The sequence below is a fragment of the Mesorhizobium sp. M0715 genome (genome assembly GCF_040320355.1).
In the GTDB taxonomy this organism is placed as follows: Bacteria; Pseudomonadota; Alphaproteobacteria; order Rhizobiales; family Rhizobiaceae; genus Mesorhizobium.
Map to the genome: position 1 here is coordinate 323,719 of NZ_JAMYPL010000003.1, position 25,165 is coordinate 348,883.

The window sequence follows — 25,165 nt, forward strand, 5'->3', positions numbered from 1 at the left end:
CAGAACCAACTACGTTCCTGATGTGCGCTCTACGCGGTTCCGTAGCGCTGCTTCAGATGGTTCACGAAATAGGTGGCGTTGAGCTTTTCGCCGGTGGCGCGTTCGAGCAGATCCGGCGTCGACCAGCGTGATCCCTGCGACCAGATTTTTTTGCGGCGCCACTCGTTGATCGCCTCGAAATTGCCTTTGGCGAGATCGTCATCGGCGGCAGGATGATCCCGCGTCAGCGCCGCCCATTGCTGCGCCGCCATCATCGCGCCCAGCGTATAGGAGGGGAAATAGCCGAAGGCGGCCCCTGGCCAATGCACGTCCTGCATCGGCCCGTCGGCCGGATTGTCGATGGTGGAAAGACCGAGGTAATCGCGCATCTTGGCGTCCCAGGCTTCGGGCAGGTCGGCGACCTCCAGCCGGCCGGCGACGAGCTCCTGCTCCAGTTCGTAGCGCAGGATGACATGCAGGGGGTAGGTCACCTCGTCGGCATCGACACGGATCAGGCCGCGCTCGACGCGATGCACATGCGGCAGGATATCGTCGAGCGACCAGGCCTCACCGAGATGCTTTTCAACCACCGGCAGCGCCCAGTTCCAGAAGGCCGGGTTGCGGCCGAGCTGTTTTTCGACGAACAGGCTCTGGCTTTCATGCACGGCCATGCCGCGCGCCTTGCCGAGCGGCCAGTGCGACCATGCCTTGGGCAGGTTCTGTTCGTAGAGCGCATGGCCGGTCTCGTGCAGCACGCCCATCAGCGCCGACAGGAAGTCGGACGTCTTGTAGCGGGTGGTGATGCGCACGTCGCTCGGCACGCCGCCGCAGAAAGGGTGGTGCGACACCGACAACGACCCGTGCGTCAGGTCGAAGCCGACCGACGCCATCATGGCAAGGCCGAGCTCGCGCTGCCGGTCGATCGCATAGGTGCCCGACAGCGGCTTCAGCGGGCGCTTGCGCAGCCGTGCGTCCTGGATAGCCAGCGCCTCCGGCACGAAGCCTTTCAGGAAAGCCTTCAGGTCGGCGAAGACTGGCGTGATGTCGGCGGTGCGGTTGCCGGGGTCGTATTGCTCCATCAGCGCGTCATAGGGGGCGAGGCCGAGCATGTCGGCACGCAGCGCCGCCTCCTCGCGCACCAACTCCACGACGCCCTCCAGCGCCGGCTGGAAGCCCGCCCAGTCGTTCTTGGCGCGCAGGTCGCGCCACAGTTGCTCGCAACGCATGCGCGCGGTCGTCTGGCGTTCGACGAATTCGACCGGCAGGCAGGTCAGGTTGGTATATTGGCGCCGCAGTTCCGAGACCGCGGTGCGCTGCTCTTCACCCAACGCTTCCTGCTCTGCCGCGGCGATCCAGTCTGCTATCTCCGGCGCCGTTGCCCTGGTGTGATACATGCCGGCCAGTGCCGACATCGCCTCGGCACGCTTCTCGCCGCCGCCGACGGCCATGTGGGTGGCCTCGTCGGCACCGAGGATGGCCAGCGCATGCTCGAGTGCTTCGAGCTTGTGACCGAGATTATCGAGTTTCTGAAAGGACATGGCGGCTTCCGTGATTGGGGACGGCGCGAAAAGATACCAACGCAAAGGCGTTGGCAACCCTCAGACGCCGTCCAGCAGATGCACCTTGCGCAGGCGAGGCCGCGCATGAAATGCTGCCGGCAACACATCAAGGGGGGAAAAAATGATCGGCAACATCCTGGTCGGGCTGGTGGCCTTGATCCATGCCTACATCGTCTATCTGGAGATGGTGCTGTGGGACACGCCGCGCGGACACAAGGCTTTCAACCTGACCCGGGAATTCGCCAGTGCCTCGAAAGTGCTCGCCGCCAATCAGGGACTCTACAACGGGTTCCTCGCCGCCGGGCTCATCTGGGGGTTATACCTTGGTGCGGCCGGTTTCCAGGTCAAAGTCTTCTTTCTGGCTTGCGTGGCCATTGCCGGCCTCTATGGCGCGGCAACGGTCGGGCGCAAGATCCTGTTCATCCAGACCGTGCCGGCGGCGGTTGCGCTGATCGCGGTGTGGCTCGGCTGGTAAAAAGGACGCCCGCGGGATGGCTCCCCGAAGGCGTCAGCGTCCCTTCCTCTTGGACCGTTTCAGCCGTCCTCTTGGACCGTTTAGCCGTTCGGGTAATTGCCGCCGTCGGCGCCGTCGCCGATCAGGAAACCACTGCCGGTATCGACCATCAACCGCTGGTCGACATTGTCGAGACGACGCAACAGGTCATGGTATTGCGCGGCCGGTATCCTGCCATGATAGGACGCGGCGACTTTCTCTGCCGCCTGACTGATGTGGGCCGTGCGCATTTCCAGGCGTTCCGCCACGGCCGGGGTGATGTTGTTGGCCTGTCTTGCGTCCACGATGCCCTGCCGGACGCCCTGCACCTGTGCGATAAGCGCCTCGACACGCGGGCCAGTCATGTCGGTCGGATCGGTCGCGTCGAGAGCGCCCTTGTGATGGCCCGCGGCATAGGCACCGGCAAGCGGAACGGCGATGAGGAACGCCGTGAGTGTCGCAGTTCTAAGCGAGGTCTTGAAAGAGCGCATCACGCGTCTCCTCTTGTAGAGGAAAGCGGCGGTTGTCCGCCTGCCTTCCGGCCTTGGGCCGTCCGGTTCCGTCGCGTCGCGATGAGGGGGATTCATCGCCGGCGGTTCTCGGCCCGGGCGGCAAGCTAGGACCGCCCCGCGACAATGTGTAATTAAAAAAGATAATCTTTTCAGGCCTTGCCGGCCTCGATATGCGCCCTAGAGTTGAGCCGACGAACAAGTTCGCGTGAGTTCGCGTGATGATGGATCAACGTTCGGTGAGCTTCAGTTCAATACGGCGGTTCTTGTTGCGCGCCTCTTCGGTGTCGGCGGGATCGAGCGGCTGGAACTCACCGAAACCGGCGGCGACGAGGCGGTTGGCCGGCACGCCGTTCTCGATCAGGAATTTCACCACCGAGGTCGAACGGGCCGTCGACAGCTCCCAATTGTCGCGGTAACGGCCGGCGCCGGAGAGCGGCTTGTTGTCGGTATGACCGTCGACGCGCAGCACCCAGTTGATCTCGGGCGGGATTTCCTTCTGCAGCTCGATGATGGCGTCGGCGAGTTTTTTCATCTCGACCTTGCCGGCATCGTTGATCACCTCGGAGCCGGTCGGGAACAGCACTTCCGACTGGAAGACGAAGCGGTCGCCGACGATGCGGATGTTCTCGCGGTCGGCGAGGATTTCGCGTAAGCGGCCGAAGAAGTCGGAGCGGTAGCGGTTCAACTCCTGCACGCGCTGTGCCAGTGCGACGTTGAGGCGACGGCCGAGGTCGGCGATCTTGGTGTTTGAATCGCGGTCGCGGATTTCGGAGACGTTGAGCGCATCCTCGAGCGCGCCGATCTGCTTGCGCAGTGCCGCGATCTGCTGGTTGAGGATCTCGACCTGGCTCAGTGCCTGCTGGCTGATCTGGCGCTGGCTGTCGAGTTCGCCGCCGAGCGCCGCGGCGCGCTGGTTGGCGGCGTCGCCGGCGCCCGCACCTTGCGCCAGCAACTGCTGGAGCCGGCTCCTTTCCGCTTCCGCCGCCGACAGCGATGCCTGCAGATTGGCCAGCGAGTCATCCTTGTCCTGCGCCGTCGAGCGCTCCAGCGCCAGCAACTGCGTCAGTTCGTTGATCTGGGAGTTGAGGCGCGAGAGTGCCGTATCCTTGCCGGAGATTTCGCGTCCCAGCAGGAACTGCGCCAGCACGAAGACCGTGAGCAGGAACATGATTGCCAGCAACAACGTCGACAGCGCGTCGACGAAGCCCGGCCAGTAGTCGATGCGGCGATCGGTGCGCCGGCCCCTGGCGAGTGCCACTTCAGTGCACTCCGGGCTTCTTCAGGGCATCGGCGATCTTTTCCAGTGTGTTGCGCATCGCCTTCTGCTCGTCGGACTGGGCTTCGACCCAGTCGCGCATGATCTGCTGTTCCGAGCGCATGTTCTTGACCAGGCCGGAAATGCCGTCGGCGAGATTGGCCATGGCGGTGGCGACGCGCGGGTTGGAGCCGCCGCCATTCTCCTGCATGCTGCGCAGCCGTTCCGACAGCACCCGGATCTCGTCGGAGGATTCGGTCTTGGCTGGGTCGGCGACGACGATGTCCGACGACAGGTCGGTCACCGAGGACAGCCAGTTTTCCAGTTCGGTGTAGAAGCGCGTCTGGGCGCGGCCGGCCTGCAGGTCGAGGAAGCCGAGCACCAGCGAGCCGGAGAGGCCGAACAGCGAGGACGAGAAGGCCGTGCCCATGCCGGCCAGCGGCGCGGAAAGCCCCTGCTTCAGGGAATCGAGCACCGCGGCGGCGTCACCGGTGCCGGGATCGAGCGATTCGATGGTCTCGCGGATCGAGCCGATGGTGTTCAACAGGCCCCAGAAGGTGCCGAGCAGGCCGAGGAACACCAGCAGGCCGACGAGATAGCGCGAGGTGTCGCGGCTTTCGTCGAGGCGGGTGGCGATGGAATCGAGCATGGTGCGCATCGAAGTGGTCGAGAAGGCCATCGCCGAGGAACGGCCGATCATCGCCTTCATCGGCGCCAGCAGCACCGGTTCTGTCGTCTCAGAGCCGGCACGGAAGGAGTTGACCCAGCGCACCTCGCGAAACAGTCGCCCGACCTGGGCGAAGGCCAAAAGGATGCCGACCACCAGCACGCCGACGATCAGGCCATTGAGGCCGGGATTGCTGCCAAAGGCGGTCGAGATTTGTCGGGTCAGAATGGCGGCGATGAAGGCGACGATGACCAGGAAGATCACCATGGTCAGCAAAAAGACCTGCGGGCTCGATAGTTTATGCGGGTCGTAGATCAGGACATCAGAACGTCTGCCCATGCCGAAGGATCTGAGAAAAGCCATCCGTGCCCCGTTTCCGATGCCGCCGCCGATCACGTAAGCCGCGACTCTAAACGGAATTGTGACCAAATTGAATGGCGCTTGGCAATATTGCCGCGTCGATAGTGTCAGAGGCGATTGATGACCAGACAGTCGACCATGGCGGCCAGATGCAGGCCGGCGCCGGTGACGACGAAACCGTGCCACAGCGCGTTGTGGAAGCGCAGCCCCTTCCAGGCGAAGAAGATGACGCCGCAGGAATAGACGATGCCGCCGGCGACGATCAGCGCTATCGATGTCGTCGGTAGCGTCTGGACAAGCGGCTTGACCAGGATGATGCCGCTCCAGCCGATGGCGAGATAGAAGCCGATCGCCAGCCGGTCGAAACGGCCGGGAAAGAACACCTTGATGGCAATGCCCAGCACTGCCGCGGTCCAGACCAGCACGATCATCCAGCGCGCCAGCGGCGAGCCTTCGAGCTGCGCCAGGAAAGGCGTATAGGTCGCGGCGATCAGCAGATAGATCGCGGCGTGGTCGAAACGCCGCAACACCCATTTTGCCGGAGACGACACCGGCCACAGATTGTAGGTCATCGACACCGAGAGCACGGTGAGCAGCGAAACCACGTAGAAGGCGGCGGCGATGTATTCGCCCGGTCCGACACGAAACGCCGCCAGCGCCAGCAGTGCGGAACCGGCCGATATCGCCAGCACGATGCCGACCGCGTGGACGACACCGTCTGCGATCATCTCGGCACGCGAATAGTGCCAGCGTCCGATGAACGGGATATCGGGGTAGGGTTCGTTGTCTCTCACTAAGCCGGGTTCCTGCACCGCGCCCTCCAATTTGGGCGCATGCCGGGCAGTATTTCAAGCTTTCGTTGCGGTTTTGCGACTGCGGCGCATCAGCGCGGCGTGCCTGTCAGCGCGCCGAGAGCGGCTTCTTGACGGCCTTAAGCAAAGCGCGTTGGATGACCTCGTTGCCGGCGACGACCGAACCGTTGTCGAGCATGTCCTGGCCGCCGTCCATGTCGGAGACGAAGCCGCCCGCCTCGCGGATCAAAAGCAGCCCGGCGGCGATGTCCCAGGCCGACAGGCCGGTTTCCCAGAAGCCATCCATGCGGCCGGCGGCGACATAGGCAAGATCGAGCGAGGCGGAGCCGAGGCGGCGGACCCCGGAAACCTCGGCCATGACGTTGCGCAGTTCGACCAGGAAATTGCCGTGGTGGCCGCGGCCGAGATGCGGCATGCCGCAGCCGATCACGGTGTCGACCAGCTTGATGCGGCCAGCGACGCGCAAGCGGCGGTCGTTCATGAAGGCGCCGCCGCCGCGTTCGCAGGTGTAGAGTTCGTCCATCGCCGGATTGTAGATGACGCCGGCGACGATCTGGCCCTGGCGCTCCAGCGCGATCGAAACGGCAAAGAGCGGAATGCCGTGCAGGAAATTGGTGGTGCCGTCGAGCGGGTCGACGATCCAGCGATGCTGGCCGTCGTCGCCTTCGACCGCACCGCGCTCCTCCATCAGGAAGGAATAGCCGGGCCGAGCCTTGGACAGTTCGGCAAAGACGATGTCCTCTGCCTTGCGGTCGGCCTGGCTGACATAGTCGCCGGGGCCTTTCATCGAGACCTGCAGGTTCTGCACCTCGCCGAAGTCGCGCGACAGCGAGCGGCCGGCCTTCATTGCGGCCTGGACCATGACGTTGAGAAGGGCTGAGCGTGCCATAGTGCTTTTTCCCGGTGCTGCGCTTTAAACTCCGCCTCGATGCATGTCGGTGACCCAGAACCGGGGCCACTTTTGGGCGACATGCGTCAGTCGGCGCGGCGCACGTAAGTGATTTCGTTGGTGTCGACGATGATGCGCTCGCCGGCGCCGATGAAGGGCGGCACCAGGACGCGGATGCCGTTCTCCAGGATCGCCGGCTTGTAGGACGATGCCGCCGTCTGACCCTTCACCACCGGGTCGGCCTCGGTGATGGTCAGCGTCACATAGTCGGGCAGCGAAATGCCGATCGGCCGCTCTTCGTAGAGCTGGACCGTCACCATCATGCCGTCCTGCAGGAAGGCGGCGCGATCGCCGACGAAGTCCTTGTTCAATTCGAGCTGCTCGTAGCTCTGGGTGTCCATGAACACCAGTGCGTCTTCCTGCGCGTAGAGGAAGGAAAAATCCTTCAGGTCGAGCCGGATCTGTTCGACCGTCTCGGCCGAGCGGAAGCGCTCGTTGAGCTTGGTGCCGTTGATGAGGTTCTTCAGTTCGACCTGATTGTAGGCGCCGCCCTTACCGGGCTTGACGGTGTTGGTCCTGACCGCCACCCAAAGGCCGCCATCATGCTCGATGACATAGCCGGGACGGATTTCGTTGCCATTGATCTTGGCCATGATGAGATGATCCGGAATGATGCCAACGGCCACGCCGTTGGTATGGGATGTTCGCAGGGAAAGCGATTTCGGGCTCCCAAGACCACAAATCGCCAGAAGAGGCAAGGGAGCGGGCAGGTTGGAACCAGGCCAGGGAGCCGGGGTTACACTTGCCTTGACCGCGAGAACCGCCGTCAAGGCAGCCGGTTGGCCTTCTGCAGCGCCTGCTTGGTCTGGTCGTCGTCCAGCCCCTGCAGGAAGTCGTCCATCTGGGGGTCGATGAGGCCGGCACGGCGGGCGACGACGTACCAGGCGCCGGCAAGCACAAGGTCCGGATCGGTGCCGATGCCTTGCATATAGAGCTTGGCCAGGCGGTTCTGGGCGGCGACATTGCCGCCTTCCGCCGCCTGCTTCATCCAGCCGAAGGCGGATTTCAGGTCGCGCGCACCGCCGCGGCCTTCGATCATCCAGGCGGCGAGATCGATCTGCGCGGTGTCGTAGTTCTGCCTGGCTGCCTGCGCCAGCAGGCGCCTTGCCTGGGCGTCGTCGCGTGGCTTGCCGCCGACGCCATTGGCGTAGATCTGCGACATCGCATATTGCGCGTCCGCGAGGCCGGTCGCGGCGGCGCGCTCATAGTAGGAGACCGCCTTGGCCATGCCGGCATCGCCGGGGTCCTGCTGGACCAGCATCTGCGCGAAATTGAATTGCGCCAGCCGGTTGCCGGCTTCGGCGGCGGCCTGCATCAGGGCGTAGGCTTCTTTTCCATCCTTTTTGACATAGCGGCCGTCGAGCAGCATCAGCGCATACTGGAACTGCGATTCCGGCACACCCTGTTCGGCGGCCAGCGCGTACCATTTCGCCGCCTGCGCCGAATTGACCGGTACACCGAGCCCCCGCGACAGGATCTCGGCCACCAAGGTCTGCGCCGCCGGATCGCCGTTTTGCGCCCGGACCAATGCCAAATTGTAAGCTGTCTTGTAGAGACCGCGCTGGAAGGCGCCATAGGCCGCGTCGGCGGGTTTTGCGCCGAAGCGGTCGGGATTGACCGTGTCGGCCGACGGCAGCGGCGCCGGTTCTGCCGTGGTGGCGGGCTGCGGCAGCGGCTTGTCGATCGGCTTGTCGGTGTGCACGCCGATTTCCGGCTTGGGCTGCGGCAGCGGGATGGTCTCCGCGGCCGCTGCCTGGACCATCAGCATCGCAAGCAGGGCCTGGAGGGGAAGCCTCGCCGAGGGCACGTCAGTCCTCGAAGCGTGGCGCGGTTTCGTCGAGCAGCGCGTTGGCGCTGGCGACCGCTGTCCTAGGATCGGTGCCGTCGGCGAACACGGCGCTCGACAGCGCCACGAATTCGGCACCGGTGGCGCCCACGGCTTCGACCGAGGCGATGTCGGATCCGGCCATGACGATGCACGGGATTTGGATCATATCCGCCCACCATCTGCCGAGCGACAGGTTGCGCGGGTGTGGTTCGGGCTTGTTGTCGTAGCCGAAGCGGCCGAAGAAGATGTAGTCGGGCCGTGTCTCGCCAAGCTCGAGCGCGTCGTCACGCGTCTTGGCGCCGCCGGTGCCGACCATCATCTTTGCCTGGAAGTGTTCGATCGTCTCGGCCAGCTCGGCCTTGGAGACCTCGACATGGATGCCGTCGGCCTGGACGCGGCCGGCTATGCGGGTGTCGCCGGCGATAATAACGGCCGCACCGGCGGCTTGCGCTGCCGGCACGATCTGTTCGGCGAAAGCCTGGAAGGAGGCCTCATCCATGCCGTTCTCGGGCAGGATCAGCGAAGCGACGTCGCCGCCTTCGAATGCCGCGGCGATTCGGGCCGCCGGCACGCCGGGCGGCGCGATCAGCACAATGCGACAGCGGTTGGGGGGCGTTGCGTCATTCATGGTTCTTCGGGTCCCGCGTTTCGCCTATGCCGGGCGAAGATGGTTGGATTGCGGCATAGAGCAAAGTGCCCGCTTTGAACAGGCGGGCAGCCGGGATCGCGATGTTGGCCCGCCGGGCAGCCGGCGGGGCGCTTCATTTGATCGGGTGCGGGCTCGCCACGGGCGGTTTGCCCTTCCACAGCGTCCAGCCGAGATTCATGCCGGCGGCGGCGATCAGGATGGCGGTGGCGCCGACGACCTGGCTCAGATGCAGCCGATGGCCGAAGGCGACGACATCGACCAGGATGGCGACGACGGGATAGATGAAGGACAGCGACCCCTGCAGATGCGTCGGCAGCTTCTGGATGGCGCCGTACATCAATATGTACATGAGGCCGGTGTGGACGATGCCGAGCGTCGCCAGCATGGTCCAGCTCCATGCATCCGCTGGAAGCTGGGAAAGATTGGCGAAGGGCGCCAGCATGACGACGCCGACGCAGACCTGGATCAGCGCGATCAGGTGCGGCGGCGTGCCCTTGAGCTTCTTGGTGACGATGGCGGCGACGGCCCAGAAGAAAGCCGCGCCTAATGCCATGACGATGCCGGTAAAGTAATCCGTCCCGACATCACCGGCGTCGGGAGCGGCCTCAACGATCAGCACCATGCCGGCGAAGGCGATGGCCAGCCAGGTCAGCTTGGTCAAGGTCAGCCGCTCGGCGAAGAAGAGCGCGCCGAAGCCGACCAGCATGAAGGGCTGCGTGTTGTAGACGGCGGTGGCGATCGAGATCGACGCGCGGGAGAAGGCGCTGAACAGCAAAAGCCAGTTGACGACGATGGCGACGCCACCGAGCGCGGCGATGCCGATGATGCGCAACGACAGTCGGTTGCGCAGCAGCCCCAGGGCGGCGCAGATGATGAGCAGCGTCAGCGCGCCGAACGCGCAGCGCCAGAACACCACATCCATGATCGGCTGGCCGGACAGGACGACGAACCATCCGATCGTTCCCAGGATCGCCATTGCGGCGGACATTTCGACCGTGCCACGCACTGTATCGTTCACAACAAACCTCCGTATCAGTTGAACCGTCATAATCTCATGCGGAAACGCGGCTTTCCATCCGATCAGAAAGGATGTATGAATAAGTTACCTAATTATATTAGGCGGTGGTTCCAAATCAGCGAGAAATGTAAAATGCTTGATGATCTCGACCGAAATCTCCTTGAAATCCTGGTCAAGGATGCGCGCACCTCGCTGAAGGAGCTGGCCAGCCAGGTCGGGCTGTCGTCGCCAAGCGTTTCGGAGCGGCTTCGACGGCTCGAGGAGCGCGGCGTCATCCGGGCGTTCACTGTCGAGATCGATCCGCTGGCGCTCGGCTATACCTTGCAGGCAATCGTGCGCATCCGGCCTCTGCCGGGCAAGCTGCACATCGTCCAGAAGCTGATCGAGGAAATCCCCGAATTCGGCGAATGCGACAAGGTGACGGGCGATGACTGTTTCGTCGCCCGGCTGTTCGTGCGCTCGATCGGTGATCTCGACGGGATTCTCGACCGCATCGCCGACAAGGCCGAGACCAGCACCGCCATCATCAAGGCGCAGCCGATCCGGCGGCGGCCGCCGCCGCTCGATGCAACCGCGCCTCGTGACAGGGTAAAGGCCTTGCAGGCTTCCTGAGCCAGGCTGGGCTCGGCCATGTTTTCAGAGGGCCGATCGAAGCCGGGTGGAAAGCCGGGCCGGTTGGTTAGGGTGCCGGCCAAACGAATCGAGACCGTCATGGCGCAGAATATATACGACCGGGAGGATTTCTTCGCAGGCTACAGCCAGCTCGGCCGTTCCGTCGAAGGTCTGGATGGCGCCGCCGAGTGGCCGGCGCTGCGCGCGATGCTGCCCGATGTCAGCGGCTCGAGAGTCGCCGATCTCGGCTGCGGATTCGGCTGGTTCTGCCGCTGGGCGCACGAGCACGGGGCGGTGCATGTGCTTGGCCTGGACCTGTCGGAAAAGATGCTTGCCCGGGCGAGAGCGGCCGGCCCGGACGCCGGCATCACCTATGAGACGGCCGACCTCGATCAGCTCAGCCTGCGGCAAGCCAGCTTCGATTTCGTCTACAGTTCGCTCGCCTTGCACTATGTCGAGGACGTGATGCGTCTGTTCAGGACCGTGCATCAGGCGCTGGCGCCCGGCGGGCATTTCGTCTTCTCGACCGAGCATCCGATTTTCATGGCGCCGACCAATCCCGGCTGGGCAATCGATGCCGAGGGCCGCAAGACATGGCCTGTCGACCAGTACCTGGTTGAAGGACCGCGCCGGACGGACTGGCTGGCCAAGGGTGTGGTGAAACATCACCGCACGATCGGCACCACGCTCAACGCTCTGATCCGGTCCGGCTTCACCATCGACCATGTCGAGGAATTCCGCCCGACCGACGCACAGATTGCGGCCAAACCCGAACTGGCTGAGGAGCTAGAGCGGCCGATGTTCCTGCTGGTCTCGGCCCGCCGATAGGCAAAGGCGCCGACAGCCAAGGGATGGGGCGGCCCTGCCGATATTTGTTGTCGCCCCGCTCGGGATTCTGGGCTATTCAAGCGTCGATACGCTTTCCCTCCAGACCAGTCCCCCTCCCATGTCCGGCCTGCTTCTCGATCCGTGGTTCTACGCGGCCGCCCTTCCGGCGGTCATTCTGGTCGGCCTGTCCAAGGGCGGCTTCGGCGGCGCCGTCGGTTTCGTCGGCGTGCCGCTGATGGCGCTGACCATGCCACCGGTGCAGGCAGCCGCCATCCTGTTGCCGATCCTGTGCTTGATGGACATCGTCTCGGTGTGGACATGGTGGGGGGTCTATGACCGCAAGATGCTGATCGACATGATGCCGGGCGCCGTCATCGGCATCGGCCTTGGCTGGCTGACGGCGGCACTGGTCACCGAAGAAGCGGTGCGGCTGATCGTCGGCGCCGTCGCCATCATTTTCGTCCTGCGCTGGCTCTATCTGCAGTTTCGCCATGGCGCCAACCACGCGGCCAAGCCCAACCGTGTCGCCGCCGCCGTCTGGGGCACGGTCGCCGGCTTCACCAGCTTCGTCGCCCATGTCGGCGGCCCGCCCTTCCAGGTCTATGCCTTGCCGATCCGGCTCGACCCGAAGGTGTTGTCGGGCACGGCGGCGATCTTCTTTGCCGCCACCAATGCGCTGAAGCTCGTGCCCTATTTCGCGCTCGGCCAGTTCGACACCGCCAACCTGACGGCGTCGGCGGTGCTGATGCCGCTGGCGCCGCTGTCGACCATCGCCGGGGCGTGGCTGGTGCGACGGATGCGCCGGGAAACATTCTATCCCTTCACCTACGCAACCGTCGCGGTCGTGGCGCTGAAGCTGCTTTGGGACGGCATCGCTGGCTTGATGTAGAAAGGCGGCCGCGCAGCCGCCCTGTTTATCCGGGGGTCACGCGGCGCTCGGCACGAGGCGACGGTTGCCGCCAAAGGCCAGCGTGGCGCCGGCCACGACGACCAGCACCATGCCGGCGAGGATGCCGATATCATGCGCGGTCGGCTTGAGCACCATGTCGGCGATGATCACCAGCATCACCGCATAGTCGAAGCGTGCCGCGCTCATCATGCGCTGACCGATGGCAAGAACAGCCGGTGTGACGCCCTCCTTGGCGATCATCTCGCCCATGCGCTCGCCCGTCGGCTTGAAGATCAACATGCCGATCGAAAAGGTCGTGGCGTAGCCGGCCAGGCCGATGAGGATCCATAGGTCGGAGAAGCCGACCCAGAACCAGCACATGATGAGGCCGAAAATCAGCGTCAGCATCGACATCGGCGCGAAGAATCTGCCGCCCAGCTGACCGCTGGCGCGCATTGCCTGCAGTTTTTCCTCTATGTTGCCCGCCCGCTCGGCAAGCATGCCCAGCAGGAACAGCACGAAGCCGCCACCGACCCACAGAATGGCGGTAGTGACGTGGAGGAATTTGACGATCGAGTACCAGTCCATGGGTTGCTCCTGCAGTGTCCGGTCAGGTTTGCGGCAGCGCTGATTTGCGCCGGCCGTCAGAGGAGCGGGCGTTTAGCGTGGCGCCTGTTTCGGAACGATGTCGCGAAAAATCCGGCTCTGTTTCAGCCTTCCCTCAACGTACGAAGTCGCCGAGATTGTGAATGCACTATCTGATTTTCTGCTAATATACGGATGTCGGGAGGGGTTGGCGCGACATCGTCCGGATACGCTGCCGATGCTAGTGCGCCAGTGCCGGGAGCCCGGTGGCGACAACAATCGCCTGACGATCAACCCATTCCCGCAAACGGGAAAAGGCAATTCGGGGGACCATTATGCAAGGGATAGCACGGAATTTCTTCACGCTGGCCATCATCTATTCGCTGTGCGGCATGGCGCTCGGCCTGTACATGGCGATCAGCCAGGATCACGGACAGATGCCGACCCACGCCCACACGATGGTGGCCGGATGGCTGATGTCGGCGGTCTTCGCCTTCTTCTACCATTTGTTTCCGGCAATCGGGCAGAAGACGCTCGCTACCGTTCATTTCTGGCTGACCGCAATCAGCGGTATCGGCCTGCTGATCGGCCTCTATTTCCTGCTTGCCGGCAATGCCGCGATCGAACCGCTGGTGGCGGCCTCCTCGATGGGCTTCTACGCGGCCATGCTGTTGTTTGCCTTCATCGCCTTGCCCGCCGTCTGGAGGACAGCCTGAGCTAGCCTGACGTAGGAGATGCTGTGCTGTTACGGCACAGTATGGCGGCGTTCGGTCAAAAAACATCCGCGCCGTTAAGGCTTCATTAAGCTTTACAGGTGTTTACTATGTTCATCCAGTGATCTGGATTCTTACCGAGTGGTTGGAGCCACTTTGTTTGACGCCTCCCTGTTAAACTCCTGAGAGCCGCCTTATCCGCGGCTCTTTTTTTGTCTTCATTTCCCTTTTTGTCCGCATCTCGAAGGGGGCCGCCCAATGGCGGCTCGCCGTTAACCTTCTGTTAAACATGTGCTTGCCTTCGCCAGTGACGAAGCGCATTTTCAAGCTTCAGTCAGATAGGGTTCCGGGTGTATCGGCAGGGAGCCGGATCGGCCGGTTGCAAGTGCAGGGGCGTATCAATGAACGAGCCTTCGAAGGGCAGTGCGAAAACCGTCAAGCTGGCGGAGCGCCGGGTTTTCTCGCAATCCTTCAAGCCGCTTTACCAGGAAGGCATGGGCCTGGTCGAACAGGCCGCCGAATATCTCGACGGCAAGGGCCGGGCCGAGGCAAAGAAACTGTCGCGGCTGGGCGCCACGCTCTATGCGGCCGAATCGATGCGGCTGACCACCAGGCTGATGCAGGTTGCGTCCTGGCTGCTTTTGCAGCGCGCCGCCAATTCCGGCGAGATGACCCGCGACCAGGTCGCGTCGGAAAAGTCCAAGGTGCGCCTCGACACCGCTTCCGCCCATGACGAAGCCACCGGCTGGGCCGAGCTGCCCGAGGATTTCCTCGACCTCGTCACCCGCTCGCTGCGCCTGCAAGCACTGGTGCGCCGCATGGACGAGGAGATCTATGGCTCGGGCGCCTTGGTCGACATGCAACCGATGGCGCGCCGCCTCAATCCGGTTTCCGACCAGATCAGCCTGCTCAACACGGCTTTCGCTCGGGGTTAGACCTCGGTCTGTCTTTCTGTTTCCGGTTTGTTCACATTTCGCTGGCATCGCTGTGGGCCGGAGGTAAAGTCGGCAAATGGCGGAAGCGATTCGCATCATCGGTATCGATCCGGGGCTTCGGCGCACCGGCTGGGGCATCGTCGAAAGCCTCGGCAATTCGCTGCGCTTTATTGCTTCAGGCACTGTGAAGTCCGACGACAAGGCGGCGCTGGCAACGCGGCTGTGCCAGCTGCATGACGGGCTGGCGGATATCCTGCACAGCGCGATGCCGCACGAGGCGGCGGTCGAACAGACCTTCGTCAACAAGGACGCCGTGGCGACGCTGAAGCTCGGCCAGGCACGTGGCATCGCCATGCTGGTGCCGGCGCGTGCCGGTCTCGTCGTTGCCGAATATGCGCCCAACGCCGTCAAGAAGGCGGTGATCGGCGTTGGTCATGGCGACAAGAAGCAGATCCACATGATGGTGAAGGTGCTGTTGCCAAAAGCCGTCTTCGACACCGAACATGCCGCCGACGCGCTGGCCATCGCCATCTGCCACGCGCATCATCGGCAAAGCGTGGCCTACAGGATGGCGCTGGCCGGCTAGCTATGTTCTTGACTTGTTCACGTTGCAGGGATAAGTAATACCGCAGAGGTATTACCATGCGCGTGACCACCAAGGGGCAAGTTACAATCCCCAAGCCGATAAGGGACCGTCTGGGCATCGCCCCGGGCTCCGAGGTGGAGTTTGTGGCCACCGACGAGGGCGTTCGGCTGGTTGCCGTCAACGAGAACCTCTCCCAGGAAGACAAATTGCGCAGGTTCAGCGATGTCCTCGACCGGATGGAGGGGACGTTGGATCTGGGAGGCATGACCACCGATCAGTACATGGAGTGGTTGAGGGGGCCGCGTGAAGATCTCGACGTTGATTGACACAAATGTCCTGATCGACGTCTGGGGACCGGCCGGACCGCTGACAACATGGTCGGCGTCGGCGATTGCTTCCTGCCGCCGTGATGGAGCCTTGGTGGTCAACACCATCATTTGGTCCGAACTCGCGCCACTGATAGCGACGGAAACGGCGCTTCGAAAAGCAGTCGACATGCTTGAGATGGATCGCGAACTTGTACCTTGGGACGCGGCATTCCTTGCCGGCGTCACGCATTCCCGCTATCGCCGGGCCGGTGGCATCAGGGAAAGAACCTTGCCCGATTTCTTTATCGGCGCTCACGCGACCGTCGCTGGACATCGTCTTTTGACCCGCGACGCCGCGCGTTACCGCAGTTACTTCCCGGAGCTCGACATCATCTCTCCTGAGACGCACCCATGAGAGCCCATCTTCCATGAAAGGTCTGGCATGATCGGCAAGCTCAAGGGTACGCTCGACGAGGTCGACGAGGACCATTGTCTCGTCGATATCCATGGCGTCGGCTATGTCGCCTATTGCTCGGCGCGCACGCTGGCCGCGCTGCCTTCGCCCGGCGAAGCGGTGGTGCTGTTCATCGAGACCTATGTGCGCGAGGACATGCTGCGCCTCTACGGCTTCCAGTCGCAGCTCGAGCGCGAGTGGTTCCGGTTGCTGATGAACAATGTGCCGGGCGTCGGCGCCAAGGTGGCGCTGGCCATCCTGTCGACGCTGGCGCCGGCGGATCTCGCCAACGCCATTGCGCTGCGCGACATCGCCATGGTTTCGCGCGCGCCCGGCGTCGGCAAGAAAGTGGCCGAGCGCATCGTCACCGAATTGAAGAACAAGGCGCCGGCCTATGCCGGCACCGCCTCGGGCACCATCGGCCTGAAACAGGAGCTCGGCGACGGCGTGGCATCCGCGCCGATAACCGACGCGGTCTCGGCGCTGGTCAATCTTGGCTATTCGCGCGACACCGCCGCCAATGCTGTGGCGGCGGCGCTGAAGACGGCGGGCGAGGATGCCGATGCGCCGAAGCTGATCCGCTTCGGGCTGAAGGAACTGGCGCAGTGATATGGTTGTTGGAAAAGAAAATTCCAACTATCATATGATTGGTAGGAAATTTCTTAGAAAGTAAGAAAATGGGTGCTTACGCCAGTCTGACCTCGAAGGGTCAGCTTACAATTCCAAAAGATGTCCGGGATGCGCTGTCACTCAAAACGGGTGACATGATCGCCTGGACGGTCATGGATGGCTACCTGATTGGAACACCGCGCAATCTCGACTTTGCGGACCTCGCCGGATTTCTGGGCGATCCGCCCGGCGGTCCGGCGTCACTGGAGGAAATCGACCTCGCGGTGCGGGATGCAGTTGGTAGGCATGTTGTCGGAGACGGATCGCAAGGCGGACGAGAGGGCGACGAGTGACGTCGATCGGCATTGATACGAACGTTCTGCTTCGAATGGTGCTGAACGACGATGCAGAGCAACGGGCGAAAGCCCTCGCATTCGGCGAAGGCCTCAGCGACGATGCTCCCGGCTTCGTCAGCTTGATCGTGCTGGTGGAATTCAGCTGGTCGTTGATTTCGCGCTACAGACTACCGAAAGAGCAGATGCAGGCGGCAATCCAGAGACTGTTGAAGGTCAAGACACTGTTGTTCGAAGATTTCGATGCCATCGTGATTGCGCTCGAAAGATCAAATTTGCCGCAGGTAGATTTTGCCGATGCGCTGATCGCCGAGCACAATCGAAATCTGGGTTGCTCGCATACAGTCACGTTCGATCAGCGGGCCGCCAAGTCCATTGCCAGTATGGAACTGCTCGCATGAGCCTGTCGCCCCGCCTGATTGCGCCGGAAAAACGCGGCGAGGATGCCGAGCAGACCTTGCGGCCGCAGACGCTCGACGATTTCGTCGGCCAGGCGGCGGTGCGGGCCAATCTCAAAGTGTTCATCGAGGCCGCCAAAGGCCGCAACGAGGCACTCGACCACGTACTGTTCGTCGGGCCACCCGGTCTGGGCAAGACGACGCTGGCGCAGATCATGGCGCGTGAGCTCGGCGTCAATTTCCGCTCGACCTCCGGCCCGGTCATCGCCAAGGCCGGCGATCTTGCCGCGCTGCTGACCAATCTCGAGGAAGGCGACGTGCTGTTCATCGACGAGATCCATCGGCTGAGCCCGGCGGTGGAGGAGATCCTCTATCCGGCGATGGAGGATTTCCAGCTCGACCTGATCATCGGCGAAGGACCGGCGGCGCGTTCGGTCAAGATCGACCTTGCCCGCTTCACGCTCGTCGCCGCCACCACGCGGCTCGGCCTGCTCACCAATCCGCTGCGCGACCGTTTCGGCATTCCGGTACGGCTCAATTTCTACACGGTCGAGGAGCTGGAGCAGATCGTGCGGCGCGGCGCGCGCATCCTGCAAATGCCGCTTGGCGACGACGGTGCGCTGGAGATCGCGCGGCGTGCGCGCGGCACGCCACGCATCGCCGGCCGGCTCTTGCGCCGTGTGCGCGATTTCGCCTCGGTGGCCGGCGACGGCCATGTCGACCGCAAGATCGCCGACGAGGCGCTCACTCGGCTGGAGGTCGATGCGCTCGGCCTCGACGCGCTCGACCGCCGTTACCTGTCGATGATCGCGCGCAATTTCGGCGGCGGGCCGGTCGGCATCGAGACGATCGCCGCCGGCCTGTCAGAGCCGCGCGACGCCATCGAAGACATCATCGAGCCTTATCTGATCCAGCAGGGCTTCATCCAGCGCACGCCGCGCGGCCGCATGCTGACGGCCAATGCCTGGCGCCATCTCGGCCTCGACGCGCCGAAGGATCTGGCGCAGCAGCAGATCAACCTGTTCCAGGAAGAGTAATTTTCCAGCGCGCCGTCCGTGAGCGATCAACGCAGCCCGCCGATCACGTCCATTACATCCGGCTCGGCCTTGTCGCCGTTGAAGGCGTCGACGAGGCCGAAGGCACCGCCATAGCTCCACACCGACCATGAGAAGCCATGTGCTTCGGCACGCCCGATCATGTCCCTGACATAGGCGGCCCGGTACTCGGCGGGCATTACATAGGCGTTGCCATATTCCTGGCGGATCATGCCGAACTCGCCCAGCGTGATGTTTTCCGGCTTGACGCGGTTGGCCTTCGCCCATGCCTCGACCTTTTTGAACGGCGCATCCATCAAGCCGAGCAGCTTGTCGGGACTGTCCATGCTGGCTACCTGTTCATCGAGATAGGCAAGCAGGCCGCTCTGCCGAGTCCACGGAGCTTCGGCCTTGATCCTGGCGCGGATGGTGTCGAGCGTCACGTCGAGCTGTGCCTTGGGCACCGCGCTCAGCGGGTAAGGCAGGCCGGTCACGTAGGGGATGAAGTCGCCGGCCCAGGTCGCACCCTGATGGGTGAGCAGGAACGGATCGTAGGAATGGAATGTCCAGATGACGTTGTCGTCCGGGATCGTCTTCGGGTCGATCTTGTCCAGCGAGCTCGCGGCGGAATAGCAGGCGCCGGTCAGCACCAGGGTCAATTTCCCAGCCGAAGATCGCACCGCCGCGAACAGTTTACGCTGGCGGTCCGGCCACAGGCTGGTGCCATCGCTGTCGCAGTCGACGATCGGTTCGTTCATTGGCTCGAAGGCAACTTGTCTGGGATCTTCGCCGGCCAGCGTGCGGGCCATCTTGCGGACCATCTCGAGATAGGCGTCGAAGGTCCGCGGGTCTTCCATCACTTGCGCCATGCCGATCTTGCGGCTGCCGCCGGCCGGGATCAGGTGCATGTCGACGACGACTTTCAGTCCGGCGCGGTTGATCATGCGCACGGAGTCCAGCACGCTGGCATAGAGGTCGTCACGCAAGGCCACGGTCTGGTCGGACAGGAAAGGCGAAGGGTCGACCGGCATGCGCAGGAAATCGAGGCCGGCATCCTTCAGTGCCTTGAGATCGTTCTCCCCAAGGAATTTGCGCCACTCCGGATAGGGCAGGATGGCCTTGGCGTCGCCCCATTGGTCTTCGCCGGGCCATGTGACCCATTGGTCGAGATTGAGGCCGCGCTTCATCGAAAAGCTCGCCGCCTGGCTGGGCCACGCCAAGGCCGCGAGCACAAGCAGCGCCGCCATCAAGGTCTTGATCATCGCCGTCAACAGTGCCATCCGATGCTGTGCCACGCGGGAAACAGGTGCCTCGTCGGGGCTGAAAAAGGAAGCGCAATGGGCGATCATGGTGAATCGGCGACGCTGCTGGCTGGGCTTTCCGGTGCGCTGACGGCGTTCGGCCACCGGCTGATGGCGCGGGTCTATTATGCCGACACGGATTTCTCCGGCGTCGTCTACCATGCGCGCTATCTCGAATTCTTCGAACGCGGCCGCTCCGACTATCTCCGGCTGACCGGCGTGCACCACACCGAGCTTGCCGACGGCAAGCATGGCGAAAGAATAGTCTGGGTGGTGCGCCGCATGGAGATCGACTTTCGCGGCCCCGCCCGCATTGACGACATCCTGACGGTCGACACCCGCACCGAGGAGATTTCCGGCGCGCGCATCTTCATGGCGCAGCAGCTCAAGCGCAGCGACGAGGTGCTGGTCAAGGCCAAGGTCGAGGCGGCGATCATCGGCGAGAATGGCCGCCCAAGGCGTTTTCCCAAGGAATGGGTGGCGGCGTTCATGCCGAGGGTGCGCTGATATTCAGGTGATGCCGGCCTGCAAACAGCAGCTTCCTGCGCTTCCGGTGCTCGCGTACGAAAAGTACGCTCCGCTCCGGTTCTCGGAATCTACCGTTTTCGGCTCGGCCTGACCTGAATCTCAGCACACCCTAGGCGCAGCCATTGAATTGATGGCCTTGCCGTGGGGCGTGGCAATGCGCCGCGCCTTATATACTAACCCATCCTTAACCATAACGGTTCATGAAGAGATTGGCGAAGATTGGCGTTATCGAACGCCTTCCTTTCACCAATATTTGCCCCGAAAAGGCCGATAACGGCACAGTTTGGGGTTGTTCCGGTAGCTTCGTGCGAACCGACCACAAGGGATGCCAGGGGCCAGCCGCCAGCTTCGCCCGGAAAATCTTAAGGACGTAACGATGGAAAATATCGCACTCGCCGATCCGGGCGCGCAATTGTCGGTTTGGTCGCTGTTCGTTTCGGCCAGTTGGGTGGTCAAGCTGGTCATGATCGGCCTGCTCTGCGCCTCGGTCTGGACCTGGGCGATCATCGTCGACAAGCTGGTTTCCTATGCCCGCATGCGGCTGGCGCTCAACCGGTTCGAACAGGTGTTCTGGTCGGGGCAGTCGCTGGAGGAGCTTTACCGCACGCTCGCCGACCGCAAGACCACCGGCATGGGCGCCATTTTCGTCGCCGCCATGCGCGAGTGGAAGAAGAGTTTCGAGAAGGGCGCCAAGTCGCCGCTCGGCCTGCAGACCCGCATCGACAAGGCAATGGACCTGGCGCTGACCCGCGAGATGGAAAAGCTGGAAGGGCGCCTCGGTTTCCTTGCCACCACCGGCTCGGCGGCACCCTTTATCGGCCTGTTCGGCACCGTCATCGGCATCATGACCTCGTTCCAGGCGATCGCCGGCTCCAAGAACACCAGTCTCGCGGTGGTTGCGCCCGGCATTGCCGAAGCGTTGCTGGCGACGGCCATCGGCCTGCTCGCCGCCATTCCGGCCGTCATCGCCTACAACAAGCTGTCGTCCGACGCGAGCAAGATAGCCGTGCGCATGGAAGGGTTCTCCGACGAGTTCTCCGCCATACTCTCGCGCCAAATCGATGAAAAAGTGGCCCCCAAGGCCTGAGGAGTAGCAGATGGGTATGTCCATGGGCATGGGAGGACGCGGCGGGCGCGGCCACAGGCGGCGCGGCCGTCACCATGCACTGATGTCCGAGATCAACGTCACGCCGATGGTCGACGTGATGCTGGTGCTGCTGATCATCTTCATGGTCGCGGCACCAATGCTGACGGTCGGCGTTCCGATCGACCTGCCGGATACGCAGGCGAAGGCGATGAATGCCGACACGCAGCCGATCACCGTCTCGATCAACGCAGCCGGCCAGATCTATCTCCAGGAAACCGAGATCCCGATCGAGGAGCTGGTAGCCAAGCTGCAGGCGATCTCGAAGACCGGCTATGAGGAGCGCATCTTCATCCGCGGCGACAAGTCCACCGACTATGGCACGGCGATGAAGGTGATGGCCCGCATTTCGGCCGCTGGCTACAAGAACATCGGGCTGGTTTCACTGCAGGAACAGGACCAATAGACGCGCGATGAAGACCGGCCTCACCACATCGGTGATCTTGCATACGGCGGCGCTGACCTTCGGCCTGTTCACGCTGACGGCGCCGGCCGCGCTTCCGTCGTCCGACGTCGAGTCGGTCGCGGTCGATATCGTGCCGATGGAAGCCATCGCGCAGACGTTGCAGGGCGACAAGAAGGCCGTGATGCATGAAAAGCCGGCACCCGTGCCGACGCAGCGCCCGGACATCGTTCCGGATGCGCAGAAGGTGGGCGAGAACAGCGTCGACACGGACAAGCCGATAACGCCGGAAGCCAAGCCCAAGCCCGTCGACATGACCTCGGCTCCGCCGCCCGCGCCGACCCCGATCGAAAAGCCGAAGCCCGAGGACGTGCCGAAGCCGCAGGAGAAGCCCAAGCCCACCCCGGCAACGGAAGTGGCGCCGGCGCCGACGCCCAAGGAAGAGGTCAAGCCCGAGCCGGTCAAGCAGCCCGACCCCAAGCCGACACCGGCCAAGCCGGCGCCAACCCCGCCGCCGCAGGACAAGACCGCTGCCATCGATCCGACACCCGAGGTCAAGCCCGACGCCGTCGCTGAAGCCATAGCGCAGGAGCCCCCCGCCGAGGCGACGCAGCTGCCCGACTCGGCGCCCGCGCCGGAGGCACGGCCGAAGCCGCAGCCGGCGCAGGCCGAAAGCGCCAAGGCGCCGGAGCGCAAGAACGCCGACAAGCCGGTCAAGGAAGCGTCGTCGAAGCCGAAGTCCGATGACAAGCAATTCAACGCCGACGAGATCTCCGCGCTGCTCGACAAGCAGAAGCCATCCGGCGGCGGCGCCAAGCGCTCGACCCAGCAGGCATCGCTCGGCGGCGACAAGGATCAGGGCCAGAAGCTTTCCAGGTCCGAAATGGGCGCCCTGGAAAGCCAGCTTGGCGGCTGCTGGACCCTTCCCGCGGGCCTGGAAGGTTCCGAGAACTTCGTCGTCGTGGTGCGGTTCAACCTGGATGGTTCCGGCAAGCTGGACGGGCGCCCGGCGGTCGAAAAGTCGAGCGGAAATCGCCAGTTCGACGAAAGTGCCGTTCGTGCGGTGCAAAAATGCGATGTCACCGGCCTGCAAGTTCCCGCCGGCAAGCAGGACATCTGGGCCGACGTCCGCGTCACCTTCGATCCAAGGGAGATGCTGGGCCTCTAAGGCGGCCCGCGTATCCGAAAATCAGTACGAGAAGCGAGAAGACATGAAATCAATCCTCAAGCCGCTCCTGATGGTCGCAGCAATGGCGATGGGCATGACCGCGGCAGGCACGGTGCCGGCGCTGGCGCTCGTCGAGCTCAACGTCAACAAGGGCAATGTCGAGCCGCTGCCGATCGCCATCACGGATTTCCAGGGCGGCGACGCGCTTGGGGCGCAGATTTCGCAGATCGTCACCGCCGATTTGAAGCGTTCGGGTCTGTTCGCTCCGATCGACAAGAGCGCCTTTATCGAGAAGATCACCAACCCCGATGCAGCCCCGCGCTTCGACGACTGGAAGGTGATCAACGCACAGGCGCTGGTCACCGGCAGCGTCAGCAAGGAAGCCGACGGCCGCATCCGCGCCCAGTACCGGTTGTGGGATACCTTTGCCGGCCAGCAGATGGCCGGCGAGCAGTTCTTCGCCAACGACGCCAATCAGCGGCGGGTCGCACACATCATCGCCGACGCCATCTATGAGCGGCTGACCGGCGAAAAAGGCTATTTCGACACCCGCGTCGTCTTCATCGACGAATCGGGCGCCAAGAATGCGCGCAAGAAGCGCCTTGCGATCATGGACCAGGACGGCGCCAATGTGCGCTATCTCTCGGACGGCAGGTCGATCGTGCTGACGCCGCGTTTCTCGCCGAACCGGCAGGAAATCACCTACATGTCCTATGAAAGCGGCCAGCCGCGGGTCTACCTGCTGCAGATCGAGACCGGCCAGCGCGAACTGGTCGGCAATTTCCCCGGCATGACCTTTGCGCCGCGCTTTTCGCCCGACGGCCAGAAGGTGATCATGAGCTTGCTGCGCGACGACGGCAATTCCAACATCTTCGCCATGGACCTGCGCAGCCGCTCGACGACGAGGCTGACCAACTCGACCGCCATCGACACCTCGCCGTCCTATTCGCCCGACGGCAGCAAGGTGGTGTTCACCTCCGACCGTGGCGGCCGCGCGCAGATCTACGTGATGGGCGCCGACGGCTCGGGCCAGACCCGCATTTCCTTTGGCGACGGCGTCTATTCGACACCGGTCTGGTCGCCGCGCGGCGACCTGATCGCCTTCACCAAGCAGACCGGCGGCGAATTCCAGATCGGCGTCATGAAGACCGACGGTTCGGGCGAGCGCATCCTGTCCTCCGGCTTCCAGCAGGAGGGACCGACCTGGGCGCCGAATGGCCGCGTGCTGATGTTCTTCCGCGATTCCGCCGGTGGCCCCAAACTGGTTTCGGTCGATCTTACCGGACGCAACGAGCAATCGATCCCGACGGCGAACTTCGCTTCGGACCCGGCCTGGTCGCCGCTGCTGGAGTAAGTTCGGCTGAATTGCCACAGATGCTGAAAAGGGGCCGTTTCGGCCCCTTTCCATGCCTTGGTCGCGTTTTGGCCGCATTTCCGCCTAGGGTCCGCGCCAACTGTGGCTCATGGCCAAACGGCTGCGGACGGGCAGCTTAAACCAAAATTAACCGTGTTTCTTGAATGCCGGTTAACCCAAACGTGGTTACTGGGTGATCAACGAAATCACTCAAATTAGATCACTCGAAATACGAAGGAGAGGCGGCATGGGCCGTATCGCAGCACTTACCAGAAACCCGGTCATGATCGCGCTGGTGGCGATGCTCGCCATCGCAGGTTGCGCCTCGAAGAAGACGCCGAACAACGCGGCCGATCTTGGCCTTAACGGCGCCGGTGCCGCAACACCCGGATCGGCGCAGGACTTCACCGTCAACATTGGCGACCGCATCTTCTTCGATACGGACTCGACCTCGATCCGCGCCGACGCGCAGACGACGCTCTCGCGCCAGGCGCAGTGGCTGAATCAGTACAAGCAGTATGCCATCGTCGTCGAAGGCCATGCCGACGAACGCGGAACTCGCGAATACAATCTGGCGCTCGGCGCCCGCCGCGCCGCCGCTACCCGTGACTTCCTTGTCGCCAAGGGCGTATCGGCCAGCCGTCTCAAGACCATTTCCTACGGCAAGGAACGTCCGGTCGCGGTTTGCGACGACATCTCCTGCTGGTCGCAGAATCGCCGCGCGGTCACCACGCTTAGCGGTGCTGGCTCCTGAGGCATCACGCAGCCGACCGGCGCGTCAAAGAACGCGCGGCCGTCTAGCGGTAAAAATGCAACATACCTGTGCGAAAGGCGGCCCTGGGGCCGCCTTTTTCATATCCGGATGCTCGAAACAAAATTTGG

31 protein-coding genes are annotated in these 25,165 nt (G+C 63.3%); 19 read left to right on the plus strand and 12 right to left on the minus strand.

From position 1 onward, the window contains the following. Positions 1-29: 29 nt before the first annotated feature. Positions 30-1,517 (minus strand): carboxypeptidase M32, encoded by a 1,488-nt coding sequence (locus NKI21_RS05500; protein ID WP_352440969.1) that lies wholly within the window; start codon positions 1,515-1,517, stop codon positions 30-32. Positions 1,518-1,659: 142 nt separating this feature from the next. On the opposite strand from NKI21_RS05500, the gene NKI21_RS05505 reads away from it, so the two are divergent. Next, positions 1,660-2,013: a DUF1304 domain-containing protein gene (locus NKI21_RS05505; RefSeq protein ID WP_352440968.1), complete on the plus strand. Its 354-nt coding sequence runs from the start codon at positions 1,660-1,662 to the stop codon at positions 2,011-2,013. A gap of 80 nt (positions 2,014-2,093) precedes the next feature. Here the strand turns inward: NKI21_RS05505 and NKI21_RS05510 are convergent, their stop codons facing one another. From NKI21_RS05510 to NKI21_RS05550, 9 genes are all read right to left on the minus strand, one after another. Then, positions 2,094-2,522, minus strand: a complete 429-nt coding sequence (locus NKI21_RS05510) for a hypothetical protein (protein ID WP_352440967.1) — start codon at positions 2,520-2,522, stop codon at positions 2,094-2,096. A gap of 247 nt (positions 2,523-2,769) precedes the next feature. Continuing rightward, positions 2,770-3,801 (minus strand): peptidoglycan -binding protein, encoded by a 1,032-nt coding sequence (locus NKI21_RS05515; RefSeq protein WP_023811834.1) that lies wholly within the window; start codon positions 3,799-3,801, stop codon positions 2,770-2,772. Between the two features lies 1 nt (position 3,802). Continuing rightward, positions 3,803-4,828 (minus strand): MotA/TolQ/ExbB proton channel family protein, encoded by a 1,026-nt coding sequence (locus NKI21_RS05520; protein ID WP_352864840.1) that lies wholly within the window; start codon positions 4,826-4,828, stop codon positions 3,803-3,805. Positions 4,829-4,932: 104 nt separating this feature from the next. Further along, positions 4,933-5,619, minus strand: coding sequence for a PAQR family membrane homeostasis protein TrhA (gene trhA / locus NKI21_RS05525; protein WP_352554259.1), 687 nt, complete (start codon positions 5,617-5,619; stop codon positions 4,933-4,935). Between the two features lie 106 nt (positions 5,620-5,725). Then, positions 5,726-6,526 carry an inositol monophosphatase family protein gene (locus NKI21_RS05530; protein WP_352554258.1) on the minus strand — a complete coding sequence of 267 codons (801 nt, stop codon included), beginning with the start codon at positions 6,524-6,526 and terminating at the stop codon, positions 5,726-5,728. 86 nt (positions 6,527-6,612) lie between these two features. After that, positions 6,613-7,179 carry an elongation factor P gene (gene efp / locus NKI21_RS05535; protein WP_013529127.1) on the minus strand — a complete coding sequence of 189 codons (567 nt, stop codon included), beginning with the start codon at positions 7,177-7,179 and terminating at the stop codon, positions 6,613-6,615. Positions 7,180-7,352: 173 nt separating this feature from the next. Then, the gene (locus NKI21_RS05540) at positions 7,353-8,393 is read right to left on the minus strand and encodes a tetratricopeptide repeat protein (protein WP_352554257.1); all 1,041 of its coding nucleotides are present in this window, start codon (positions 8,391-8,393) and stop codon (positions 7,353-7,355) included. A gap of 1 nt (position 8,394) precedes the next feature. Further along, complete coding sequence (locus NKI21_RS05545) at positions 8,395-9,042, minus strand: thiamine phosphate synthase (RefSeq protein ID WP_023811838.1); 648 nt, start codon at positions 9,040-9,042, stop codon at positions 8,395-8,397. 133 nt (positions 9,043-9,175) lie between these two features. Beyond that, on the minus strand, positions 9,176-10,081 hold the full coding sequence (locus NKI21_RS05550) for a DMT family transporter (RefSeq protein ID WP_352864844.1): 906 nt from the start codon (positions 10,079-10,081) through the stop codon (positions 9,176-9,178). A 132-nt stretch (positions 10,082-10,213) separates the two neighbouring features. Between NKI21_RS05550 and NKI21_RS05555 the strand changes: the two genes are divergently transcribed. The 3 genes from NKI21_RS05555 (at position 10,214) to NKI21_RS05565 (ending at position 12,410) form a co-directional block, all read left to right on the plus strand. After that, on the plus strand, positions 10,214-10,693 hold the full coding sequence (locus NKI21_RS05555; protein WP_023811840.1) for an Lrp/AsnC family transcriptional regulator: 480 nt from the start codon (positions 10,214-10,216) through the stop codon (positions 10,691-10,693). Positions 10,694-10,792: 99 nt separating this feature from the next. Next, entirely contained in the window at positions 10,793-11,521 is a 729-nt protein-coding gene (locus NKI21_RS05560) for a class I SAM-dependent methyltransferase (protein ID WP_128305340.1), read from the plus strand. Positions 11,522-11,639: 118 nt separating this feature from the next. Further along, the gene (locus NKI21_RS05565; RefSeq protein ID WP_352864847.1) at positions 11,640-12,410 is read left to right on the plus strand and encodes a sulfite exporter TauE/SafE family protein; all 771 of its coding nucleotides are present in this window, start codon (positions 11,640-11,642) and stop codon (positions 12,408-12,410) included. A gap of 36 nt (positions 12,411-12,446) precedes the next feature. On the opposite strand, the gene NKI21_RS05570 is transcribed toward NKI21_RS05565, so the two are convergent. After that, positions 12,447-12,998, minus strand: coding sequence for a DUF2269 family protein (locus NKI21_RS05570; RefSeq protein WP_352554254.1), 552 nt, complete (start codon positions 12,996-12,998; stop codon positions 12,447-12,449). A 332-nt stretch (positions 12,999-13,330) separates the two neighbouring features. On the opposite strand from NKI21_RS05570, the gene NKI21_RS05575 reads away from it, so the two are divergent. From NKI21_RS05575 to ruvB, 9 genes are all read left to right on the plus strand, one after another. Next, positions 13,331-13,711: a hypothetical protein gene (locus NKI21_RS05575; protein ID WP_023811843.1), complete on the plus strand. Its 381-nt coding sequence runs from the start codon at positions 13,331-13,333 to the stop codon at positions 13,709-13,711. Between the two features lie 398 nt (positions 13,712-14,109). Continuing rightward, positions 14,110-14,643 carry a protease adaptor protein RcdA gene (gene rcdA, locus NKI21_RS05580; RefSeq protein ID WP_023811844.1) on the plus strand — a complete coding sequence of 178 codons (534 nt, stop codon included), beginning with the start codon at positions 14,110-14,112 and terminating at the stop codon, positions 14,641-14,643. Positions 14,644-14,719: 76 nt separating this feature from the next. Then, entirely contained in the window at positions 14,720-15,229 is a 510-nt protein-coding gene (gene ruvC, locus NKI21_RS05585) for a crossover junction endodeoxyribonuclease RuvC (protein ID WP_127296188.1), read from the plus strand. A 56-nt stretch (positions 15,230-15,285) separates the two neighbouring features. Further along, on the plus strand, positions 15,286-15,555 hold the full coding sequence (locus NKI21_RS05590) for an AbrB/MazE/SpoVT family DNA-binding domain-containing protein (RefSeq protein WP_023811846.1): 270 nt from the start codon (positions 15,286-15,288) through the stop codon (positions 15,553-15,555). Continuing rightward, positions 15,533-15,952, plus strand: coding sequence for a type II toxin-antitoxin system VapC family toxin (locus NKI21_RS05595; protein ID WP_023811847.1), 420 nt, complete (start codon positions 15,533-15,535; stop codon positions 15,950-15,952). The genes NKI21_RS05590 and NKI21_RS05595 overlap by 23 nt, the downstream gene beginning before the upstream one ends. A gap of 27 nt (positions 15,953-15,979) precedes the next feature. Continuing rightward, positions 15,980-16,600, plus strand: a complete 621-nt coding sequence (ruvA, locus tag NKI21_RS05600) for a Holliday junction branch migration protein RuvA (protein ID WP_023811848.1) — start codon at positions 15,980-15,982, stop codon at positions 16,598-16,600. Between the two features lie 68 nt (positions 16,601-16,668). Then, a complete protein-coding gene (locus tag NKI21_RS05605; protein WP_023811849.1) occupies positions 16,669-16,953 on the plus strand; it encodes an AbrB/MazE/SpoVT family DNA-binding domain-containing protein in 285 nt (94 codons plus the stop codon). Then, positions 16,950-17,354, plus strand: a complete 405-nt coding sequence (locus NKI21_RS05610; RefSeq protein WP_127296186.1) for a type II toxin-antitoxin system VapC family toxin — start codon at positions 16,950-16,952, stop codon at positions 17,352-17,354. Before NKI21_RS05605 ends, NKI21_RS05610 begins: the two co-directional genes overlap by 4 nt. Further along, positions 17,351-18,388 carry a Holliday junction branch migration DNA helicase RuvB gene (gene ruvB / locus NKI21_RS05615; protein ID WP_023811851.1) on the plus strand — a complete coding sequence of 346 codons (1,038 nt, stop codon included), beginning with the start codon at positions 17,351-17,353 and terminating at the stop codon, positions 18,386-18,388. Before NKI21_RS05610 ends, ruvB begins: the two co-directional genes overlap by 4 nt. A gap of 26 nt (positions 18,389-18,414) precedes the next feature. On the opposite strand, the gene NKI21_RS05620 is transcribed toward ruvB, so the two are convergent. Beyond that, positions 18,415-19,665: a glycoside hydrolase family 5 protein gene (locus NKI21_RS05620; RefSeq protein WP_352864853.1), complete on the minus strand. Its 1,251-nt coding sequence runs from the start codon at positions 19,663-19,665 to the stop codon at positions 18,415-18,417. A 57-nt stretch (positions 19,666-19,722) separates the two neighbouring features. On the opposite strand from NKI21_RS05620, the gene ybgC reads away from it, so the two are divergent. The 6 genes from ybgC (at position 19,723) to pal (ending at position 25,037) form a co-directional block, all read left to right on the plus strand. Continuing rightward, the gene (gene ybgC, locus NKI21_RS05625; RefSeq protein WP_128305344.1) at positions 19,723-20,193 is read left to right on the plus strand and encodes a tol-pal system-associated acyl-CoA thioesterase; all 471 of its coding nucleotides are present in this window, start codon (positions 19,723-19,725) and stop codon (positions 20,191-20,193) included. 397 nt (positions 20,194-20,590) lie between these two features. Continuing rightward, positions 20,591-21,301 (plus strand): protein TolQ, encoded by a 711-nt coding sequence (tolQ, locus tag NKI21_RS05630; protein WP_013529145.1) that lies wholly within the window; start codon positions 20,591-20,593, stop codon positions 21,299-21,301. 10 nt (positions 21,302-21,311) lie between these two features. Continuing rightward, positions 21,312-21,764, plus strand: a complete 453-nt coding sequence (gene tolR, locus NKI21_RS05635) for a protein TolR (protein ID WP_023811855.1) — start codon at positions 21,312-21,314, stop codon at positions 21,762-21,764. A 7-nt stretch (positions 21,765-21,771) separates the two neighbouring features. After that, entirely contained in the window at positions 21,772-22,929 is a 1,158-nt protein-coding gene (gene tolA, locus NKI21_RS05640) for a cell envelope integrity protein TolA (RefSeq protein WP_352440960.1), read from the plus strand. A gap of 43 nt (positions 22,930-22,972) precedes the next feature. Then, positions 22,973-24,283: a Tol-Pal system beta propeller repeat protein TolB gene (gene tolB / locus NKI21_RS05645; protein ID WP_352440959.1), complete on the plus strand. Its 1,311-nt coding sequence runs from the start codon at positions 22,973-22,975 to the stop codon at positions 24,281-24,283. A gap of 247 nt (positions 24,284-24,530) precedes the next feature. After that, positions 24,531-25,037, plus strand: coding sequence for a peptidoglycan-associated lipoprotein Pal (pal, locus tag NKI21_RS05650; RefSeq protein WP_013529149.1), 507 nt, complete (start codon positions 24,531-24,533; stop codon positions 25,035-25,037). The last annotated feature ends 128 nt before the right edge of the window (positions 25,038-25,165 follow it).

What these genes read in the sequence shown, in the direction of transcription:
- NKI21_RS05500 (WP_352440969.1), bottom strand. Translation starts at nt 1,517, where the DNA reads ATGTCCTTTCAGAAACTCGATAATCTCGGTCACAAGCTCGAAGCACTC.
- NKI21_RS05505 (WP_352440968.1), top strand. Translation starts at nt 1,660, where the DNA reads ATGATCGGCAACATCCTGGTCGGGCTGGTGGCCTTGATCCATGCCTAC.
- NKI21_RS05510 (WP_352440967.1), bottom strand. Translation starts at nt 2,522, where the DNA reads ATGCGCTCTTTCAAGACCTCGCTTAGAACTGCGACACTCACGGCGTTC.
- NKI21_RS05520 (WP_352864840.1), bottom strand. Translation starts at nt 4,828, where the DNA reads ATGGCTTTTCTCAGATCCTTCGGCATGGGCAGACGTTCTGATGTCCTG.
- NKI21_RS05530 (WP_352554258.1), bottom strand. Translation starts at nt 6,526, where the DNA reads ATGGCACGCTCAGCCCTTCTCAACGTCATGGTCCAGGCCGCAATGAAG.
- efp (WP_013529127.1), bottom strand. Translation starts at nt 7,179, where the DNA reads ATGGCCAAGATCAATGGCAACGAAATCCGTCCCGGCTATGTCATCGAG.
- NKI21_RS05545 (WP_023811838.1), bottom strand. Translation starts at nt 9,042, where the DNA reads ATGAATGACGCAACGCCCCCCAACCGCTGTCGCATTGTGCTGATCGCG.
- NKI21_RS05555 (WP_023811840.1), top strand. Translation starts at nt 10,214, where the DNA reads ATGCTTGATGATCTCGACCGAAATCTCCTTGAAATCCTGGTCAAGGAT.
- NKI21_RS05560 (WP_128305340.1), top strand. Translation starts at nt 10,793, where the DNA reads ATGGCGCAGAATATATACGACCGGGAGGATTTCTTCGCAGGCTACAGC.
- NKI21_RS05565 (WP_352864847.1), top strand. Translation starts at nt 11,640, where the DNA reads ATGTCCGGCCTGCTTCTCGATCCGTGGTTCTACGCGGCCGCCCTTCCG.
- NKI21_RS05570 (WP_352554254.1), bottom strand. Translation starts at nt 12,998, where the DNA reads ATGGACTGGTACTCGATCGTCAAATTCCTCCACGTCACTACCGCCATT.
- NKI21_RS05575 (WP_023811843.1), top strand. Translation starts at nt 13,331, where the DNA reads ATGCAAGGGATAGCACGGAATTTCTTCACGCTGGCCATCATCTATTCG.
- rcdA (WP_023811844.1), top strand. Translation starts at nt 14,110, where the DNA reads ATGAACGAGCCTTCGAAGGGCAGTGCGAAAACCGTCAAGCTGGCGGAG.
- ruvC (WP_127296188.1), top strand. Translation starts at nt 14,720, where the DNA reads ATGGCGGAAGCGATTCGCATCATCGGTATCGATCCGGGGCTTCGGCGC.
- NKI21_RS05590 (WP_023811846.1), top strand. Translation starts at nt 15,286, where the DNA reads ATGCGCGTGACCACCAAGGGGCAAGTTACAATCCCCAAGCCGATAAGG.
- ruvA (WP_023811848.1), top strand. Translation starts at nt 15,980, where the DNA reads ATGATCGGCAAGCTCAAGGGTACGCTCGACGAGGTCGACGAGGACCAT.
- NKI21_RS05605 (WP_023811849.1), top strand. Translation starts at nt 16,669, where the DNA reads ATGGGTGCTTACGCCAGTCTGACCTCGAAGGGTCAGCTTACAATTCCA.
- ruvB (WP_023811851.1), top strand. Translation starts at nt 17,351, where the DNA reads ATGAGCCTGTCGCCCCGCCTGATTGCGCCGGAAAAACGCGGCGAGGAT.
- NKI21_RS05620 (WP_352864853.1), bottom strand. Translation starts at nt 19,665, where the DNA reads ATGGCACTGTTGACGGCGATGATCAAGACCTTGATGGCGGCGCTGCTT.
- ybgC (WP_128305344.1), top strand. Translation starts at nt 19,723, where the DNA reads ATGGGCGATCATGGTGAATCGGCGACGCTGCTGGCTGGGCTTTCCGGT.
- tolQ (WP_013529145.1), top strand. Translation starts at nt 20,591, where the DNA reads ATGGAAAATATCGCACTCGCCGATCCGGGCGCGCAATTGTCGGTTTGG.
- tolR (WP_023811855.1), top strand. Translation starts at nt 21,312, where the DNA reads ATGGGTATGTCCATGGGCATGGGAGGACGCGGCGGGCGCGGCCACAGG.
- tolA (WP_352440960.1), top strand. Translation starts at nt 21,772, where the DNA reads ATGAAGACCGGCCTCACCACATCGGTGATCTTGCATACGGCGGCGCTG.
- tolB (WP_352440959.1), top strand. Translation starts at nt 22,973, where the DNA reads ATGAAATCAATCCTCAAGCCGCTCCTGATGGTCGCAGCAATGGCGATG.
- pal (WP_013529149.1), top strand. Translation starts at nt 24,531, where the DNA reads ATGGGCCGTATCGCAGCACTTACCAGAAACCCGGTCATGATCGCGCTG.